Consider the following 16,852-nt stretch of genomic DNA (forward strand, 5'->3'; position numbering starts at 1 on the left):
AAGGGGTGTCCACTTTTTATTCTAGCTGCAAAAAAGGACTTGCTCGGGCTTTTACCTGCTACTTTGGCTCCTTCAAGCTGATCAACTGCCCGCCTCCTCCCTCAACCGCTTCAGCGTATCGGGCTCGAGCTCGCCCAGACGCCATATAGCGATGTCCGAAATGCCGGCGCTCATCGCCGTTGCCATCCAGCCTGCAAGCGTGGTCCCGTCCGCATACCACACGGTATGACGGACACCTGCATCGTCCGTATACTCGAAGTGCAAAGCGCCGCTATCGGCATCCCTTTGCGGAGCGGCGGAGCTTGAGGCCGCCAGCTCGGCTGCCCGTTTCTCGGTCAGCGAGACGACCTTGCCGCCATCCGGCCAATCGAATCCTCCCACCGACAGCGCCAAGGAGGTGTTTCCGGGAAACCGGCGCAGCTTGTCGGCTAAATTCCGGATCATCCGGTGGTCGGCCTTCGGTCCCGGCCCGCTGTGGCCGCCGTACAGATTATAGGCCATCATGACATAAGATGGCCCCTCCGGAAAATCCAATCCTTCCGTCTTCATGCCGGGCTCGATCACGATGCGAAGGCTCAATCCTTCTGCCTGAAGGCGCTCGTACAGCTCGCCATAGAACAAAGTCAGCTTGCCAAGATCACGCTTATGAACCTTCTCGTAGTCGATCTCTACCCCGCCGAATCCGGATTCCTTCGCCGTCTCGACGATCTGATTGATATGCGCCTCCCGTGCCGTGTCCGTAGCTACGAGCCTTGACACCAGGTCCGGGTCCTTCTGAATCGCCGTTCCATCCTCGCCAAACCGATCATTGACGATGGTCAGCAGCATGCGCTCCACGCCGGCTGCTGCCGCAGCCTCTCGGACTTCAGGCAGCGCCTCCCCGTACTGTTCCGTAAAATGAAGCTCATCCCGGTGATTAAAATAAGCCGCGAACATGCTAAGCTCCTTGACGCTCCCGCCAAGCTGCTCCAGATCTAGCACCCCGGGCTTCCACTGCCAATCCGCAATCCACGCGGACAGGCGAATCCCGGACGACGGCTGTGGCGGCGGTTCATCCGCTCCGCTTCTCCATTCGCGCCACAGAAAAAACGCAGCAGCGAGAACAGTGACGGCCGCCGCCCAGATCCATTTTTTGTTGAGGCTCATAATTACCGCCACCTTCTGATCATGTTCCATCCATCTGGAGCTCATCTAGGATGTTCTGGGTCATCTAAACTCACCTGAGTGCCTTAACAGACCGGGTCTTACTCAAGAAGCCTCGACCGGTCTCACACAGGATGTCTCGTCCATCTGGATCTCTCATCTAGAGTGTCTCGTCCATCTATGATCTTACCTAGGATGTCCCGACCACCTGGTCTCTCTATCTAGAGTGTGTCGACCGCCTAAACTTCACCTGGGGTGTCGCTACCTCCTGGATCTCACTTAAGAAGATTTCAACGGCTCGATCCATTTAGAAAGTTTCGATTGCCCAATTCACAGCCGTATCGAATGTCCGGCGAACGCGCCAAACGACGCCTTCCAAGCCTGAAGGCTTGTTCGTATACCGTACGTCCTTGCCGCCATCCGCGTCCATGGCAGTTACCGTTACGTTCTCGAAGATCCCGTCATAAATGTCATCCTTTTTGTTCTGCTCATGATACATCGATCCCAGAGCCACACCGCCTCCACGGATTGCGCTGTCCACCGTCTGATTGTCAAGGATAACCTGGCCGTCAATACTAACCTTTAGCGTATCGCCCAGTGCCGTCATCTCAAGCTTCCTGTTGCCGAGAATATTGATCGGATATTCTTCATCATCGTCCCGATCCCCTGATAAAGTCTGCTCCTTCGTGTATACGGATGCTTTATCGAACCTTAAGTCCTCTTCGCCCCATTTCACGTCTGGCAGCGTCTGCTCGAACAGCTCTTCCGGCTCTTGGCCGGGTGCTTTTTGTTCTACCCGAAGCACATTATTTTCCAGAACAAGCCGCAGGAACGAATCTTCCTGCTCGTCCAAACGAACATAGATCGATTGCCGCCCGACCACGTTGCCGAGCAGGTTGGCCGTTACGGTCGTATCAGCGCCGGGATCCTGGCTAAGCCGAATGCGTCCCTCACCGGACGGAGGAGAGGTTACGGTGATGCGGCTGCCGTCAAATTCGGCCGCGCCGCTCTCCAATGCCCAGCGGGCTGCCTCTTTTTCGTCGCCTGTCACGAACGTCATATCCTGCCCCGAATCCTTGCGCAGCTTCATGATCAGATGGTTGGTGGACCAGTAAGGCGCCGGCTGGACACGCGTCAAGTTGTACAGATCGCCCTGCTTGTCGTTCATCGCCGTCCCCTCGCGGCTGAAATTCATGGTGAACGTTTGCCGGATCTGCTCTGTATTCGCCTTGTCCACCAGCGCATTCATCCCTTCGCCAAGGGCATTCGCATGCATGATCATATAGACGCCCGGCACGTAACCGAGCTTGCTGCTGTACACGTCGCGCATCGCCGCATAATCGGCGCCGATCCGCGCTTCCATCTCCACGCGGTTCTCGAGCGGAATCATATTCTCGTCGCGGATAAAATCCATCAAATAATGGTTGTAATACTCCACGTTCGATTTGTCGGTCAAAGCCTTTTCGTCCTTGACGCCCATGTAGCGGCCGTCCTCATCGAAAATATTAATATAGCTCAGGCGGTAACCGTTCGTCCCAAGCTCCCAATAGCCGGTCCGGGTCATTTTCAGCATGTCCTTCGGCTGCAGGAATTTTCGTTCGCTGTTGCCCATTTTGTCCGCATAGGACAAGAAGGTTGCTTTGAAATTGTATTTCTCCAAAATCGGCTGCGCGAACAACGCGGAATCGTTCCGTCCGTCTTCAAACGACAGGAACAGTGCTTTATCCGGCAGCGGCGCGCCTTTCTCGTAATAATCGATCACGTCTTGCTGCGAGATCGTCTCGTAGCCTTGATCGTGCAGCGCCTTGAGCTGGGCGTCCAGCTGGTCTTGCGACACCAGCTTGGACGTTCCGCTGCGGCCGACTCCGAAGTAGGACAAGGCGATGAAGCCTTTGTCCTGGCGCCATTTTGACTTATCCGGCTCCTGGTAGGTTTGAAGGTCGAAGACCGCGTTGACCAAAACGACGGCCGCCACCGCCAGGAGTATGATTTGGCCGATGACCTTTATGACTTTCCTGCGATTTTTCCTCTTAACGTTGAGGGCAGGGTTACGCTTCTTACTCATTTTTGCGCCATCCTCATTTCAACATCGGCAGCTGCCTTTACTGCGGCAGTCCGAATTTTTTGCCTTTGCGCCTGCGCGCTTCCTTCTTCAGCTTCGCCTCGACGTCCTGCGGCGTTTCCCGCGTGCCCCAGGTCGATTTCCAGAACGTGAACCAGGCGACCGGCATTTGCCATAACAGCACGAACTCATAGAACAAGCAGAACACGAAGCCGAACACCCACAGCCTGCTCTTCCGGAGCAGCAGATGCGCGAGGCTCATAAGCAGGGCCATCATCAGGAGTCCCATCAGGAAGGTCCCCGGGAAAATCCCGTGAACAATCGGAACATACATCAGGTTATATACAACGACGACCGGCGCGGCGATCGGCACGATCAAGCCGATATAAAAGAACAGGGCCATAAACGGCTCTTTGCGCCAAATGAATCCTCCGGCCCGCAGCGATTCCCGCAGCCAGGAGCGCTTCCAGCGCATTTGCTGCTTCAGGAACACCTTTGTCCGGGAAGGCACGATCGTCGAGCAAATCGCCGAATCCTGGTAGGTCGTACGATGCGTCTTCAAAATGAAGTTCGTCATGCTCCGGTCATCCCCGAACGTAGCCGGACGCCCCAGAAACTTCTGGTTAAGCCACGCGTCCGCATGCTGGAGGATCAGCTCTTTCCGGTAACAGGACAGCGGTCCGGACAGGCAGGTTACGCTGTCAAACCACGACTCCGCTGCCTTCATGATCCGAAACGCGATATAATAACGAACCGTTTGCAGCTTGGTAATGGCATTCGTATACTTGTTCTCGACGTCGGTCCGGCCGGCAACGCCGCCCATCTTCGGATCCTGAAACGGCTGCACGAGATGGCGAATCGCCGACGGGTCAAGGAAACTGTCCGAATCGACGAACACGACCAGATCATGCTTGGCCATCTCCACGCCCTTCACCAGCGCGACCCGCTTACCAGCATTTTCAGGCAGAACCGTGTACGTGAGCCTGTCCCGGGTCGAGTACCGCTCCGCTTCGTTATGGATGAGCTGAATCATCTCCTCGATTTGCTCCACAGACTGGTCCGTCGACCGGTCGTCAACGACAATGACCTCCAGCTTATCGACCGGATAATCCTGATTCATGCAGCTGAGGATCGTACGCTTGATCCATTCCGCCTCGTTAAAGCATGGGATGATGATCGACACGCCCGGCGTATATTCCGGATTGATCGGCACATCCCGGTAAAGCGCGCCGAACAGATACCGGGTCAGAAGAAACAGCGCGGCGATCAAGCTGTACAAATACAGGACCATATTATATTTGAAATAGATGATGCTCTCCGCCCGCATGAGCATGATGAAGAGCACGGCTCCCAGCAGCAGCGCGCTGGCTGAGTATACGGAGTAGCCCCAGCGCTTGCGCTTCATGTATTCCGTCAGCGGCTTATCGAATTCGATAGCCAGCATGTGGACTTGGCCCCCGCCAGTCGTGTCTACGAAGGTACGGACGACGGTAGCGTCGATATGGACGCCCGATTCAAACCCTTCGGGCATGGCGCCGGGTGGAATTCGGAATTTCGCCCGCACTTTGTCCCCGACTTTAACGGCAGGATTAGCTGCAGGCAGCTTCAACAGCATGCCTGTGGCCGATATGTCTGAAGAGGTCCCTTGAATGGCTGCTTTTCGCCCCTGTCCGCCAGGAAAAATCCACACATCGAACTCGGCGACATAGCGCAGGCTGAGGGTTCGCAGCTGGTTCAGGTAATCCGGATCGGCTCCCTCGTTCCCGTTCTTCATCGCATGCTTGCCTCTTCGGTCGGCGGTTATCCGGATCTGTTCAGGATCGGGCACGTAGGACAGGGTACGGCGGTCGGCTCGGGGTTCCGTCAGAACCTCCTTGATCCTCTTGTCTTTTTTTCTAAATTTCAACATTGAGCTCTCCCATCCATCGTCACAGGCTCCAGTAATGGAAGCCGTTATTCTCGAATAAACTTCTCGGATAAATGCCCTTTACATCAATCATGATGTTTGCTTGGCCGGAGCCGAACATCCCGGTGTACTCCGTAATTCCAAGCTGCTTGAACTCGCTGTGCGCAACCGCTACGATCGCAACCTGAATATCCTGCAGCTCTTCCAAGGCGGTCAGCTCGATCCCGTATTCCTTATAGGCTTGCTTGCCATCGGCGCAAGGGTCGACCACCAGCGGCTGCACGCCGTAGTCCTGCAGCTCCCGGATAATATCGATCACCTTGGAGTTGCGGATATCGCGGCAATCCTCTTTAAAGGTAAGCCCCAGCACAGCCACCTTGGCGTGGCTAATGTCCAGCCCTTTCTGAACGGCCAGCTTGATAACCTGCTGCGCGATGTATTTGCCCATGCCGTCGTTAATATGCCTTCCGGCCAAAATAATCTTTGAATGATACCCGGTATCCTCTGCTTTGTAAGTCAGGTAGTACGGATCGATTCCGATACAGTGTCCGCCGACCAGCCCGGGCCGGAACGGCAGGAAATTCCACTTTGTCCCGGCTGCCCGCAGTACGGCGTTCGTATCGATATCCATCTCGTTGAACAGCATCGACAGCTCGTTCATGAAGGCGATGTTGATGTCCCGCTGGGCATTCTCGATCACCTTGGCCGCCTCAGCGACTTTGATGCTCTCGGCCCGGTGCACGCCTGCCTCGATAATCAGCTCGTAGAGCCGGGCTACCGTCTCCAGCGCTTCCGGGTCGCTGCCCGACACGATCTTTACGATATTCTCCAGCCGATGCACCCGATCCCCCGGATTGATGCGCTCCGGAGAGTAGCCGACCTTGAAATCCGTTCCGAAGGCAAGCCCCGACTCCTCTTCCAGGATCGGGATGCACACGTCCTCGGTGACCCCCGGATAGACGGTCGATTCATACACAACGATCGATCCCGGTGCCAGCACGCGGCCGATCAAACGGCTCGCATCGCGCACGAATTTCAGATCGGGCACGTTCCCGCTCTTGACCGGTGTCGGGACCGCAACGATGAAACAGCGGGCCTCCTTCAGTTTATCCGGATCGGATGTAAACTCCGCCGTGCATCCAGCCAGCTCAAGCTCCAGTTCCCCGGTCGCGTCGATGCCGTTTCGGTACTGCATGACCTTCTCCGAATTCAGGTCGAAGCCGATAACGTCGACCTTCTTGGCAAAGGCCACGGCCAGCGGCAGCCCGACGTATCCGAGCCCCACCACCGCCAATTTATCAACACGGTCCGCAATCTTCTGATAAATTTCCATTATACTCCATCCCCATTTTGCAAATTGTTATTCCTGGATCATGTCCGCCATCTTCACGAACGTATAGCCCTTCTCCTTGAGCCCTTCGAGCACCCTTGGCAGTGCTTCGATCGTATGGATGTCATCGAGCATATGGAGCAGGATGACGCTTCCCGGCTCCGTCTTCGTCATGACCCCGTGGACGATGTCGTCCGCGCTGTTGCTCACGTCCCAATCCAGCGTCGTGACATCGTACATGGCGATGACCGGGTATCCGGTTGCCGCCAGCGCCTTGGCGCGGATATCGTCAACGACGCCCGTCGGCGGCCGGAACAGCATGACAGGCTGCTCCTGAATGGCTTCCGTGATGACTTGGTGAGCTTTGACGACATCCTCTTGCAGTTCCTCTGGAGTAAGGGTAGTTACAACAGGATGGCTGTAGGAATGGTTGGCTACATCATGTCCGCCCTCCACCATGGCCCGGGCCAGGTTCGGGTTGGACTCGACGCCCTTGGCCCGGAGGAAGAAGGTTGCCTTGACATCATGCTCCTCCAGGATGTCCAGAATCTTGGTCACCGTTTTGTCGCTGCCAAAGTCGTCAAACGTCAGCGCCACCTCTTTGCGATTCGTATCAGCTTTGTAGACCAGCTCGTACTTCGAATTTTTATAATCAGGATCGATCTTGGCCGCGTCGTAGCCCGGAATTTGCTCCAGTGGCTTCCGCACGCCGCCGTTGTTCACCAGCTCGTCCAGTGTTATAAGCGAATACCCGATGTCGCCGGCAGCCTCGGCAATATACTTCACGGAACCGACCACTTCCGGATTGATGTCCGTGTTCAGCGAAATAATTCCGCCCCTGGACATATACCTTGCGATATACTCGCCAAGCTCTTTAGCACTTTGCATGTTGCGATCCTTCGGATTAATGTTGTAGCTTACGACGGCCTTCATCCCCAGATGCGCGGCCGCCAGCGGGACATCCTCAGGGTAGTCGCCGGAACGGGTCCGAATATACTTCGGCTGAACGCCCGTTTCTCGCTGGATCACATCGTTCGCCAGATGAATCTCCTTATACACCCCGTCATAATCGAGCTTGCTCATATCGAGCGCGTTGAGCGTATTGTTCTCGATCTCATGTCCTCTGGCCAAAATCTCCTTCGCGATATCAGGCTCCTCCGCGACTCTCATCCCGGGAAGAAAAAAGGTCGCCTTGATATTGTATGTGTCGAGCTCGTTCAGCAGTGCCTGCATCGTCTGTTTGTCCCCCATGCCGTTAAAGGTCAAGGACAGCTCTTTTCGCGCCGTATACACGAAATCGATCTCCCGGCTTTTCTCGCCGGTGAACCGTTCGACCTTGGCTGCAGGCTCCACCGGGCCGGGCTCCTCCTTGGTTGCAGCAGATCCTCCGAAGAGGCTGCACGCAGGCAGCAGCAACAGAACGACGACGATCAGGATACTGCGTAACACGGCCCGTGATTTTGTAGATATTCCATTCATATTTATACTCCTTCTATTCATTGCGGGACCTTAGTCTCCCTTCTAATTTCCTAATTAGAATATAGATTATTTTTTCTAATTGCGACAGCTTTTCTCAATTTTTTTCATCAATTACTTTCATTTTCAAAGAAACTCGACATGAAAATCCCGCTTCACCTGTTCTTTTGCGAGCGATAGTTGATCGATCCAGCCGCATGCCATTGATCAGTATATAGAGGCACTCTAAATAAAATCTGAATAAGTCGGAATATGCAGAAGGACGCCATAGGTCGAAGGAAAGCCGCTATCGGCCCGTAATCCGCGTCTCCACCCACTTTATCCGTTCAAAAAAATTTTTCCGAAAAATTTTGGCAGCGACTCAAATCCCCCAGGATTTTTTTCGTAGCGCATCGATTTTGACGGCATCCGCAGCTGGTTATAGAGAACAAATAATATAGAAACAAAAAAATTAGAAACAAAAAAACACCTTCGCCCGTCTATATAGACGTCGAAGGTGTCTTAGCGAAACACGAAGTCTCTATCATTAACATACCGCTTCCGGTTCATTGATGCAAATCATTTATCGTCGAGAATCAAAGCCTATTATTCACGGATCGGAGCAAGGGATGAATGTCCGGATAGTTGCCTCTCTACTGCTCATCCTCAGCCATCGCCATGTTCTTGTGCACCCAAGCCTGATAATGATGGACCGCGATGCCGGCAAATGACGGATGCTCGCTTCCGAGCGAGGCGGCCCGTTTCGCTTCGTCCTCCATTTCTCCCCGGCTCTTGGCATAGAAGGTGAGATGCTCTCCTTCATCCGTATTGGCAAGCTCCATCCCGATCCAAACCGATTTGCCAAGCTCATCCGCCTGCTCCAGCTCCTCCTTGGACAGCTCGTACATCTGCTCGCCGCTGTCACGGTAAGCCATGATTGCGATCGAATCCGTACGCTCGATCATCCAGCGACTGAAAGAGCCCACTTGGTTGCCTTCCGGCCCCGGTACGGAATCCAGCCAGAAAGGAACCGCCGCGCTAAGGGGAAGGGCGATGCGCTCGGCCTCCTGCACCCAGGCTTCCAGGTTGGCGCTCCACTCCTTCACCACCTGCGCCTGCTCGCGATCCCAACGCTTCAGCACGTAAGGCTCCACATCCAGCTGCACACCCTGAAACCGCTCCTCCGGCGAGGCTGCTTGGTTGTAGGCCTCAAGCCAAGACAACAGCTTAAGCCCTTCTTCGCGGCCGTTTTCGTAAGCCCACTCCGGGTGGCCGTCCAGCGCGTGAACCTGGATGCCCTGACGCGATGCCGCCGATATAAAGCGGCGATACTCCTCCTCCTGCACATCCTGCTGGATCTGCAGGAAGATCGTCGTTATTCCGTGATTCACGCTGAACGCGACAATTTCCTCCGTCTCGTTCCGAATCAGACTTGCATCCCACAGCCAGGTCGCCTTGTTCTGATTCACCTTCTCGGAATGGGGAAGAAAGAGGATCAGCAGCAAAAGACCGATGAGGACCGCAAGGATGCCGTACTTTGCTTTTGCGTGGTTCAACCTCATTCCTCTCCTTTCGATGTCTTTAGATCAGAACCGCTTCGTCCGGCTCGGTCACATGCTGGACGGAATGGCCGATTTTATAGATATGCGGACGCGCGTAATCCTTAAACGCATTTCGCGTATCCAGAATCGGAACACCAAGGGATGCAATGGTGCCGTAGTCCAGCTTGCTGTGATTCGTGATCAGCACGATGCAATCGTAGCTGCGGAATCTGGCCAGATCGTATTCCACGCTGCGGACCGTCACCCCGTTCTTGTCGACAAAGCTGCTGGCGTACGGATCGTAGTACTCCACCTTGGCCCCGTTTTCCTTGAACAGCTCATATACCTCAAGCCCCGGTGACTCCCGCAGGTCGCTGATATCCGGTTTATAGGCCATTCCCAGCAGCAAAATGTTGGAGCGCTTGACCGATTTCGCATATTCGTTCAGTATCGTTGCCGTCTTGTTGATGACGTAGTAAGGCATATTGTCGTTGGTCGATTGGGCCAGCTCGATGAATTTGCTGTAGAAGCGGAAGCCCTTCGCCTTCCAGGACAGATACATCGGATCTAGCGGAATGCAGTGTCCGCCGATGCCCGGTCCCGGGTAGAACGGCATGAATCCGAACGGCTTCGTAGCGGCGGCATTGATGACTTCCCAGACATCGATCCCCATCCGGTCGCACATCATCGCCATCTCATTCACGAAGGCAATGTTCACGCTGCGGAACGTATTCTCCAGCAGCTTCGACATTTCGGCTACTTTCGGGTTGCTGACCGGAACCACCGTCTCGACATACTGACGGTAAAGCGCAACGCCCAGCTTAAGGCAAGCTTCGGTCGTGCCGCCGATCACCTTCGGGGTATTCCGCGTATTGAACTTGCTGTTGGAGGGATCCACCCGCTCCGGCGAGAAGCACAGGTAAAAGTCCTTGCCGACCTTGAACCCGAGCTTCTCGATCTCATGCTGGATCAGCTCCTCCGTCGTTCCCGGATAGGTTGTGCTCTCCAGCGTAATGAGCAGATTAGGTTTCATGAATCGCTTGATTTGATCGACCACCATCGTAATATAAGACGTATCCGGGTCCTGGTTTTCGCTGAGCGGAGTCGGTACGCAGATGCTGACTGCGTCGATCACCGCGATCATGCTGTAGTCGGTCGTCGGCTTGAAGCGTCCGGTCTCCATGCATGCGGCTAGCTCCTCTGACGAAATGTCGGTAATATACGAATCGCCGCGGTAAATCCGGTCAATCTTGTTCGGATCAAGATCGATCCCGACAACCGTGAAACCCTGCTTGACCATTTCTACAGCCAGCGGCAGTCCCACATAGCCCAGTCCCACAACACCTAATACCGCCTTTTTATTCTCAATGGCGTTCAATAAAGTTTCGTATTCTTCGTTCACAAGCATTCAACCTCCATCGGATGTATAGTCTGTTCGGTCTGCCTGAAATCCTTCATTTTGAAGGATCTCAAAAAAATACAGTAGGTCTCTCTTTCTTATGGGAGGCACGGCAATGATGCAGCTTGCAGCCTAAAAAGCTCGATTTCCCGCTCCCATGAACATTTCGCCTGCGGTGAGTGAACCGTTGAAGTCCACCCGCTTTAGTGAAGGCAGCGCCGGATGCGGGCATCCAGCTCCACCGGCGAGAATGGCTTCGTCACATAATCATCCACCCCGCTCTGGAAGCATTGACTAATCGTTTGCTCGACGCGCTTCTCCGTCAGCACAACGATTTTGGGCGGATGTTTCATATCAAGCTGCTGGATATGATGAATGAACGGAAGGCCGTCAATCCCATACAGGTTCAGCTCGGTCAGCACCAGATCCGGCTCCCATTTCGGGATGAGCTCCAATGCTTCCAGACCGTCCACGGCCTCCAGCGTTTCATAACCCTGCATCGTAAGCCGAATTTGGAGAAATTCCCTAACCGCTTTGTCCTGATCCACGATCAGGATGCGGCTTTGAGCGCCGCCTGTATCCTCTTCCGTGAATATATGAATGTCGGAGGATATGCTGAGACGCGCGGTCTCAGCCATCTGCTTCATCGTCTGCATCGACGGCGCCTCCTGTATGGCCGCCAGCGTAATCCGCGGATCCGCCTGCTGAAGCCGGCTTTGCAAGTGCTGCTTCAGCAGCAGCGCCTGATAGTGGGCCGCATCGAGCGTGAATCCCGGCATAACGACGGCAAGCACGCCCGTGCTCTCGTCCCGAAGCACCTCCGTTTCCACGCCCGGCAGCTGATCCACGAATTGCTGAACGCAGGACTCCGTTCCGGGCTGGCCTTCGCAGTACAGAAACAGCAAGGCTGCGCCGCTTTGGTGTTCTCTCACTTCCTCCTCCAGACGGCCGTAAAAATCAACCGCCTGTCCACGTTGCAATGTTACGGATTGAGACATAACTGCTAGTCCCACCTCTCTTTATTTTTTGATGTGAACTTTGGGCCTGATGTCATGCCGCTTCCTTCTTATCTTTCCAGCTCTGCCGCGTCATGGTCCCCCATGAATTGTTGTTTTGCAGGTATTGGATATGGCCCTGTACTCTCCACAGCACACCCAGTTGATGATAACCGACGAATTTCAGCGCCGAGAACAGAAGCATTTTCACCAGGTCGGACAGCTTCGTGTAGCGGCGGAAGGCGATTTCCTCAAGCAGGAGTGCGCCGATGCTGAGCAGATAACCACTCAGGAAATTCACCAATCCGAATACCAGCAGCACGTGCCAATTGGTCATATCCAGCATGACATATCCAAGCAGAGCCAGAAGGCCCGTAATTCTGAAGTAAGGGTTTAACGCTTCAAAAATAACGTTGTAGGGCATCGTCAGGAGCCCCATGACTTTGTACTTCGGATTGAATACCATATCGCGGTTCTCAATCATGTTCTTCAGGTTACCGCGTCCCCAGCGCTTGCGCTGGTTGGACAGAATGTTGTACGTGTCCGGCGCCTGCGTCCAGCACACCGCTTCCGGACAAAAAGCGACGCGGTATCGGATTTTATTCTCAAGCATATAGCGGTGCAGCTTGATGATGATGTTCATATCCTCGCCGGGATAGCCGCCCCGGTAGCCGCCTACAGCGATTACGTAGTCTTTGCGGAACATGCCGAAGGCGCCGGAGACGATAATCAGGCCATTGATCTGACTCCAACCGATCCGTCCGCCCAGGAAGGCTTTCATATATTCGATCGATTGGAACATCGGCCACATTTTGCGCGGCAGGGATACGTTCTTGACCGCTCCGTTCTCGATCACGCAGCCGTTCGCGATCCGAACGTCGCCGCCGATGGCCACCGTCTCCTCCGGATTCTCCATGAACATCCGAGCCATTCGGATCAATGCATCCTTCTCCAGCAGGGAATCCGCATCAATCGAGGAAATGAGCGGGTAACGCGAAAGATTAATGCCCGCATTCAAGGAATCGGCCTTGCCGCCGTTCTCCTTGTCGATGACGTACAGATGCGGATACTGCGGGTTGTAATAGACCCCTCGCACTGGTTTGGTCTCGAGCCTTCCGCGAACTTCCGGATTAGGCAGCAGCGTCAGCTCGTATTCCTTAATCAGCACATCGAGCGTCCGGTCCGAGGAGCCGTCGTTGATCACGATTACCTCATAGGTCGGATAATTGAGCGTCATGAGACAGCGGACGTTCTCCGTGATGGTCAACTCCTCGTTATATGCAGGAACCAGCAGCGAAACCGACGGGACGAGCTCCGACCCCGAGAGCGTATTATATTTGGAATAGGACGCCCGTCTGTAAATATCCCAGATGTTTCTGAAAGAAAGCATAATTATTACAAAATATAGCGCGCTGACGGCCATGACGTAGTAAATCGCCACCGTGCCGTAAGTGAGCAGGATATCCCTAAGCAGTGTAATCCCCTCCTACTCCTGCAACTGTTCCGATCCGTTTACTTGGTTGAATGCCGAAGTAACGGTCATAAACAAGCTTTTTCTTATTGAATGCCACCATTTGCTCGACCTCTTCATGGTCGCCTTCCTTCGCCATGATCCGTTCAATCCGGTACAGCGCCGTCTCTCTCGCAGGACCTGTGCCCGTAAGAGCGGCCTGGCACAGCGTTTCGAAGCCCTGCTCGCCCAGCATCGCCAAGCTTTCCGCACTATTGTTGCGGACATGCCAGTTCTCGTCCTTCAGCGCCTCAGCCAGTAGCGGAATGCTTCCGGCCGCATGAAGCCTTCCGAGCGCTTTGGCTGCCGCTGCCCGGACCTCCCAAGCATGATCGCGCATGAGCGCAGCGATCGTATCGTCTTTAAGCGCCGGATTGGAGCCCAGATACAGCTTTACCGCCTCGGCCCGCACATCCTTCTCCTCAGAGCCGACCAGCCGGTTCAATGTAGGAACGGCTGCCGGAACAGCCTGTCCCCACATCGCAACGAGCGCCACCTTGACGAGTCCCGGGTCCTGATCATCCAGCAGCTTGCGCATCAAGCTTGGAGCGTCCAGCCGAGTCTCAAGCAAAATGTCGGCGGCCATATGATGAATGGCCTTGCCGTACGACAGCAACCGCGACAGCATTTCACGGATTTGCCGCTGCTCATTCGCGCTCTTGGCAATGGCTCTGGCCAAGATGATGGTCTGCGGTCCGTAACGGGTCCGGTTCATCAGCTGCTGAAGCTGTGGTACCGCCTCTTCGGCACGCATGCCCCCAAGCCGGTACGCCGCTTCAATGCGGCGTCCTTTGCGCGGGTTGGACAACGCCCGCAGATCCTCTTCCACGAAGCCTGCTTCCCTGCACAGGTGAAGGAGCTTCTCCCTCGCTTCTCCCTTGAACTGCTCGATCCATTCGATGAATTTTGCCTGGATGACCCTGCGCTCGGCACGGGTCAGCTTCCCTGGCGGCAGCTCAAGCTTGATATCATCATGCAGATGGGCCTGAACATAAACAAAGTAATCGTGATGCTTGGCAGCATAATGCTCCATTTCCCGCTGCTCGGCATTATGCTTGATCTTCATGTAGAACAGCACAATGATTCCGGCTGCAATCAGGCCAAGGCAAACATAGATAAATCCGTAGGCCAAGGCTAAATTTGAAAACATAATCGAGTGCCTCCTCTTTGTATTTAGCATCTGGCCGCCCTCGAGAACTTAAGGCAGACGAGTGAATATTTCCTGCATATCGTAATAGCTTTGCTTCAAGCGCTCACTGTACACAGGCGTTTCCCACAGCTCCCAGGTGTACGGCTGAATCTTCCCGAGATCGATCTCCCGGGTGTCCGCCGCAGGGTCTGCCGACCCGTCAAGCTCCGACAGCTTCGCGATCCATGGAGCAAGTTTTATTCCTTCGGTTGTCACGGTCGAAAACTCCCGTTTATTTTTGAGCGGACTGTAATCGACCACCTGAAGAGAGCTAGGGTCTCCGAAGCCCAGCAGCATCCAAGGAATGCGCATCTCCACGAATCGGTCCTTGGACTGCCAAGCAGTCAGAGAGTTGAAATCATGGGACTCCGGATCACTGCTGCCCCGCTTGAGCATGCCCACCGTCTCGTCAATGAACGGGTGTGCAAACCGTGTGTCCGGCGGGTTCATCATCAGACTGATCGCCAGCTTCCAGGCATGGAACGTGCCGCCTGGGACGATCGGATCATCCTTGCTCCCGGCTTTCGGTTTATCCGGCAGCATCCAATATCCGTCCTTGCCGTACAAACGGCTGTGGAAATCATAGGACGGCGCGATGCTTACCTGGGATTCGTCATCCTGACCAAGCTGGATGAGCGTCTCCAGTTCGCCCCCTGTAAGCGATCTTCCAGCAAGCTCCTTTTTGGGAATATCCCCGCCGGGAATCGTATCCGCTCCGATGAACAGCTTGGAATCTTCCGGATCGAAGGCTTCCTCAAGCTCCATCCCGATATACAGGTATGCTTCATCATGCGTAAGCTTCATTCCCTTAACGCCCGGGGCCGTCCCTTCCCACTGTTTGACCTCTCCCTCAGGAAGCTTATCCCAATCGGCCAAATCGCCGTCAATGGAAATCTGCCCTTCTTTTCCCGGCTGCATGGCGAGAACGCCGAACATCTTCTCGTTCGTCAGCACATTCAACCAGAATGCCCGCCGGTCTGCCGGTATTTCAAAAGGCATCGTATTCCATGTTTTCTTAAACCATTCGTCCTGCCACATGAACAATATCGCCCCGGAATAGCCTTCATCGAATATCTCCTGGGTCAGTGAGGCATTAATTTCGCCCTGCTCGGCTTCATCATGCCCCCCTTGATCCCGACCGCCGGGGCCGTGGTGCGAGACGCCGATCGATGATGGCACGCCGTACTCGGTAACCATGATCGGCATATCGTCATACTCCGCTTTCAGCTTGCGGAGGTAGGCCTTGTAGGTGTTATATCCTCCATTCCCGTCCGGAATCGTCTGCAAGGTTTTGTCGGTACGGAAGAAATCCGGATAGTAAGGATACACGTGATAGGCCGCAAAGTATCCGGCACTCCAATTAACCGGTTCAATATGCCGGGCATCGACGGACACCAGATCCTCTTCAAACAGCGGCTCACCCGGATGTTCCAGCACATCGGTCGTGACCCAATTCGTAAAGGTCATCGGATGCTGCCAGCCGTACTTTTGCTCTTGCTGAGCCGTATAATCCAGCAATGAGGCCAGCCAGTTCTCGAAGGGACTCGCATCCTTTGTGCCGGAGAAGAATGCCCCGTCGTATCTTGGAGCATCCTTATGTACCCTGTTCGTGTTGTCGACCATGGACGGATCCCATTCGGTTCCCAAATGCCAGGCCATCAAATATTTGCCCGCATTCGTCTTATACTCGCCGCTTGACTGTCCATGCTTCGGCTCTACGGTAATATCGCCGTATACAGCCGCAACCGCCTTGGAAATCTCGGCTTTAAACGTCTGCACAATCTCTTCGTCGTATGCATCCCGACGCTCGATCAGCTGCTCTTCCGGAGACCATATCCCCTGCATGAAATAGAGGGGATCCTCACCCTTGTCCCGGTTGTACTTCACCAGGGCCGAGTAGAAGACCGGATTGTGTACGGTGTAGACCCTAATGACGTTTGCTCCCATATCATCAATCTGTTTGAACCAACGCAAGTAGTCTTCTTCGGTTGCCGGCAACGCACCCGGAAAATGTCCCGGAACGGTCGCGCCGAGATTGACGCCCTTGGCGAATATCTCACGCCAGCTCTCATCTTCCCCGTACACAAGGAAAGAAGTGCCTTCCGTTTTGAATTTCATCTTCACACCGTCCGCTCCCGCATACGTCGTTATGACCGGACGGAAGTTTCCGAGTATTACAGCGGCACCGCTCAGAAGCACTATAGTGCACAGTGCTGCGGCAACCCACCATTTTCGTCTGCTCATCGTCTTCTTCGTTCACCTGCCCTTTCAATCCATAATGATTGCGTACCGGCTTGTTCGTGAAGACGGAGCTGCTACTCG

Annotated in this window: 11 protein-coding genes; all 11 read right to left on the reverse strand. The window is 54.6% G+C overall.

Annotated features, from left to right (window positions below; genetic code table 11):
* Positions 1-81: 81 nt before the first annotated feature.
* The 11 genes from NST44_RS25740 to NST44_RS25790 all read right to left on the reverse strand — a co-directional run bounded on the left by NST44_RS25740 (position 82) and on the right by NST44_RS25790 (position 16,774).
* Positions 82-1,146: a glycosyhydrolase gene (locus NST44_RS25740; RefSeq protein WP_007133095.1), complete on the reverse strand. Its 1,065-nt coding sequence runs from the start codon at positions 1,144-1,146 to the stop codon at positions 82-84.
* 304 nt (positions 1,147-1,450) lie between these two features.
* Positions 1,451-3,208 carry a polysaccharide deacetylase family protein gene (locus NST44_RS25745; protein ID WP_007133096.1) on the reverse strand — a complete coding sequence of 586 codons (1,758 nt, stop codon included), beginning with the start codon at positions 3,206-3,208 and terminating at the stop codon, positions 1,451-1,453.
* Positions 3,209-3,245: 37 nt separating this feature from the next.
* On the reverse strand, positions 3,246-5,114 hold the full coding sequence (locus NST44_RS25750) for a glycosyltransferase (RefSeq protein WP_007133097.1): 1,869 nt from the start codon (positions 5,112-5,114) through the stop codon (positions 3,246-3,248).
* A 19-nt stretch (positions 5,115-5,133) separates the two neighbouring features.
* Entirely contained in the window at positions 5,134-6,444 is a 1,311-nt protein-coding gene (locus tag NST44_RS25755) for a nucleotide sugar dehydrogenase (protein WP_007133098.1), read from the reverse strand.
* 27 nt (positions 6,445-6,471) lie between these two features.
* Positions 6,472-7,920 carry a polysaccharide deacetylase family protein gene (locus NST44_RS25760; RefSeq protein ID WP_007133099.1) on the reverse strand — a complete coding sequence of 483 codons (1,449 nt, stop codon included), beginning with the start codon at positions 7,918-7,920 and terminating at the stop codon, positions 6,472-6,474.
* A 629-nt stretch (positions 7,921-8,549) separates the two neighbouring features.
* The gene (locus NST44_RS25765) at positions 8,550-9,458 is read right to left on the reverse strand and encodes a hypothetical protein (RefSeq protein ID WP_040740381.1); all 909 of its coding nucleotides are present in this window, start codon (positions 9,456-9,458) and stop codon (positions 8,550-8,552) included.
* A 19-nt stretch (positions 9,459-9,477) separates the two neighbouring features.
* Positions 9,478-10,839: a nucleotide sugar dehydrogenase gene (locus tag NST44_RS25770; protein WP_040740382.1), complete on the reverse strand. Its 1,362-nt coding sequence runs from the start codon at positions 10,837-10,839 to the stop codon at positions 9,478-9,480.
* Positions 10,840-11,039: 200 nt separating this feature from the next.
* Positions 11,040-11,834, reverse strand: a complete 795-nt coding sequence (locus NST44_RS25775; protein ID WP_007133102.1) for a response regulator transcription factor — start codon at positions 11,832-11,834, stop codon at positions 11,040-11,042.
* 52 nt (positions 11,835-11,886) lie between these two features.
* Positions 11,887-13,254, reverse strand: a complete 1,368-nt coding sequence (locus NST44_RS25780) for a glycosyltransferase family 2 protein (RefSeq protein WP_007133103.1) — start codon at positions 13,252-13,254, stop codon at positions 11,887-11,889.
* 43 nt (positions 13,255-13,297) lie between these two features.
* Entirely contained in the window at positions 13,298-14,491 is a 1,194-nt protein-coding gene (locus NST44_RS25785) for a HEAT repeat domain-containing protein (RefSeq protein ID WP_007133104.1), read from the reverse strand.
* 48 nt (positions 14,492-14,539) lie between these two features.
* Positions 14,540-16,774, reverse strand: coding sequence for a hypothetical protein (locus tag NST44_RS25790; protein WP_007133105.1), 2,235 nt, complete (start codon positions 16,772-16,774; stop codon positions 14,540-14,542).
* Positions 16,775-16,852: the final 78 nt, after the last annotated feature.

Source organism: Paenibacillus sp. FSL W8-0919 (assembly GCF_038003785.1).
Taxonomy (GTDB): domain Bacteria; phylum Bacillota; class Bacilli; order Paenibacillales; family Paenibacillaceae; genus Paenibacillus_AQ; species Paenibacillus_AQ lactis.

Excerpts from the sequence above, each read along its gene's own strand:
- NST44_RS25790 (WP_007133105.1), bottom strand. The coding sequence starts at position 16,774 with ATGAGCAGACGAAAATGGTGGGTTGCCGCAGCACTGTGCACTATAGTG.
- NST44_RS25785 (WP_007133104.1), bottom strand. The coding sequence starts at position 14,491 with ATGTTTTCAAATTTAGCCTTGGCCTACGGATTTATCTATGTTTGCCTT.
- NST44_RS25755 (WP_007133098.1), bottom strand. The coding sequence starts at position 6,444 with ATGGAAATTTATCAGAAGATTGCGGACCGTGTTGATAAATTGGCGGTG.
- NST44_RS25780 (WP_007133103.1), bottom strand. The coding sequence starts at position 13,254 with ATGGCCGTCAGCGCGCTATATTTTGTAATAATTATGCTTTCTTTCAGA.
- NST44_RS25760 (WP_007133099.1), bottom strand. The coding sequence starts at position 7,920 with ATGAATGGAATATCTACAAAATCACGGGCCGTGTTACGCAGTATCCTG.
- NST44_RS25750 (WP_007133097.1), bottom strand. The coding sequence starts at position 5,114 with ATGTTGAAATTTAGAAAAAAAGACAAGAGGATCAAGGAGGTTCTGACG.
- NST44_RS25765 (WP_040740381.1), bottom strand. The coding sequence starts at position 9,458 with ATGAGGTTGAACCACGCAAAAGCAAAGTACGGCATCCTTGCGGTCCTC.
- NST44_RS25775 (WP_007133102.1), bottom strand. The coding sequence starts at position 11,834 with ATGTCTCAATCCGTAACATTGCAACGTGGACAGGCGGTTGATTTTTAC.
- NST44_RS25740 (WP_007133095.1), bottom strand. The coding sequence starts at position 1,146 with ATGAGCCTCAACAAAAAATGGATCTGGGCGGCGGCCGTCACTGTTCTC.
- NST44_RS25745 (WP_007133096.1), bottom strand. The coding sequence starts at position 3,208 with ATGAGTAAGAAGCGTAACCCTGCCCTCAACGTTAAGAGGAAAAATCGC.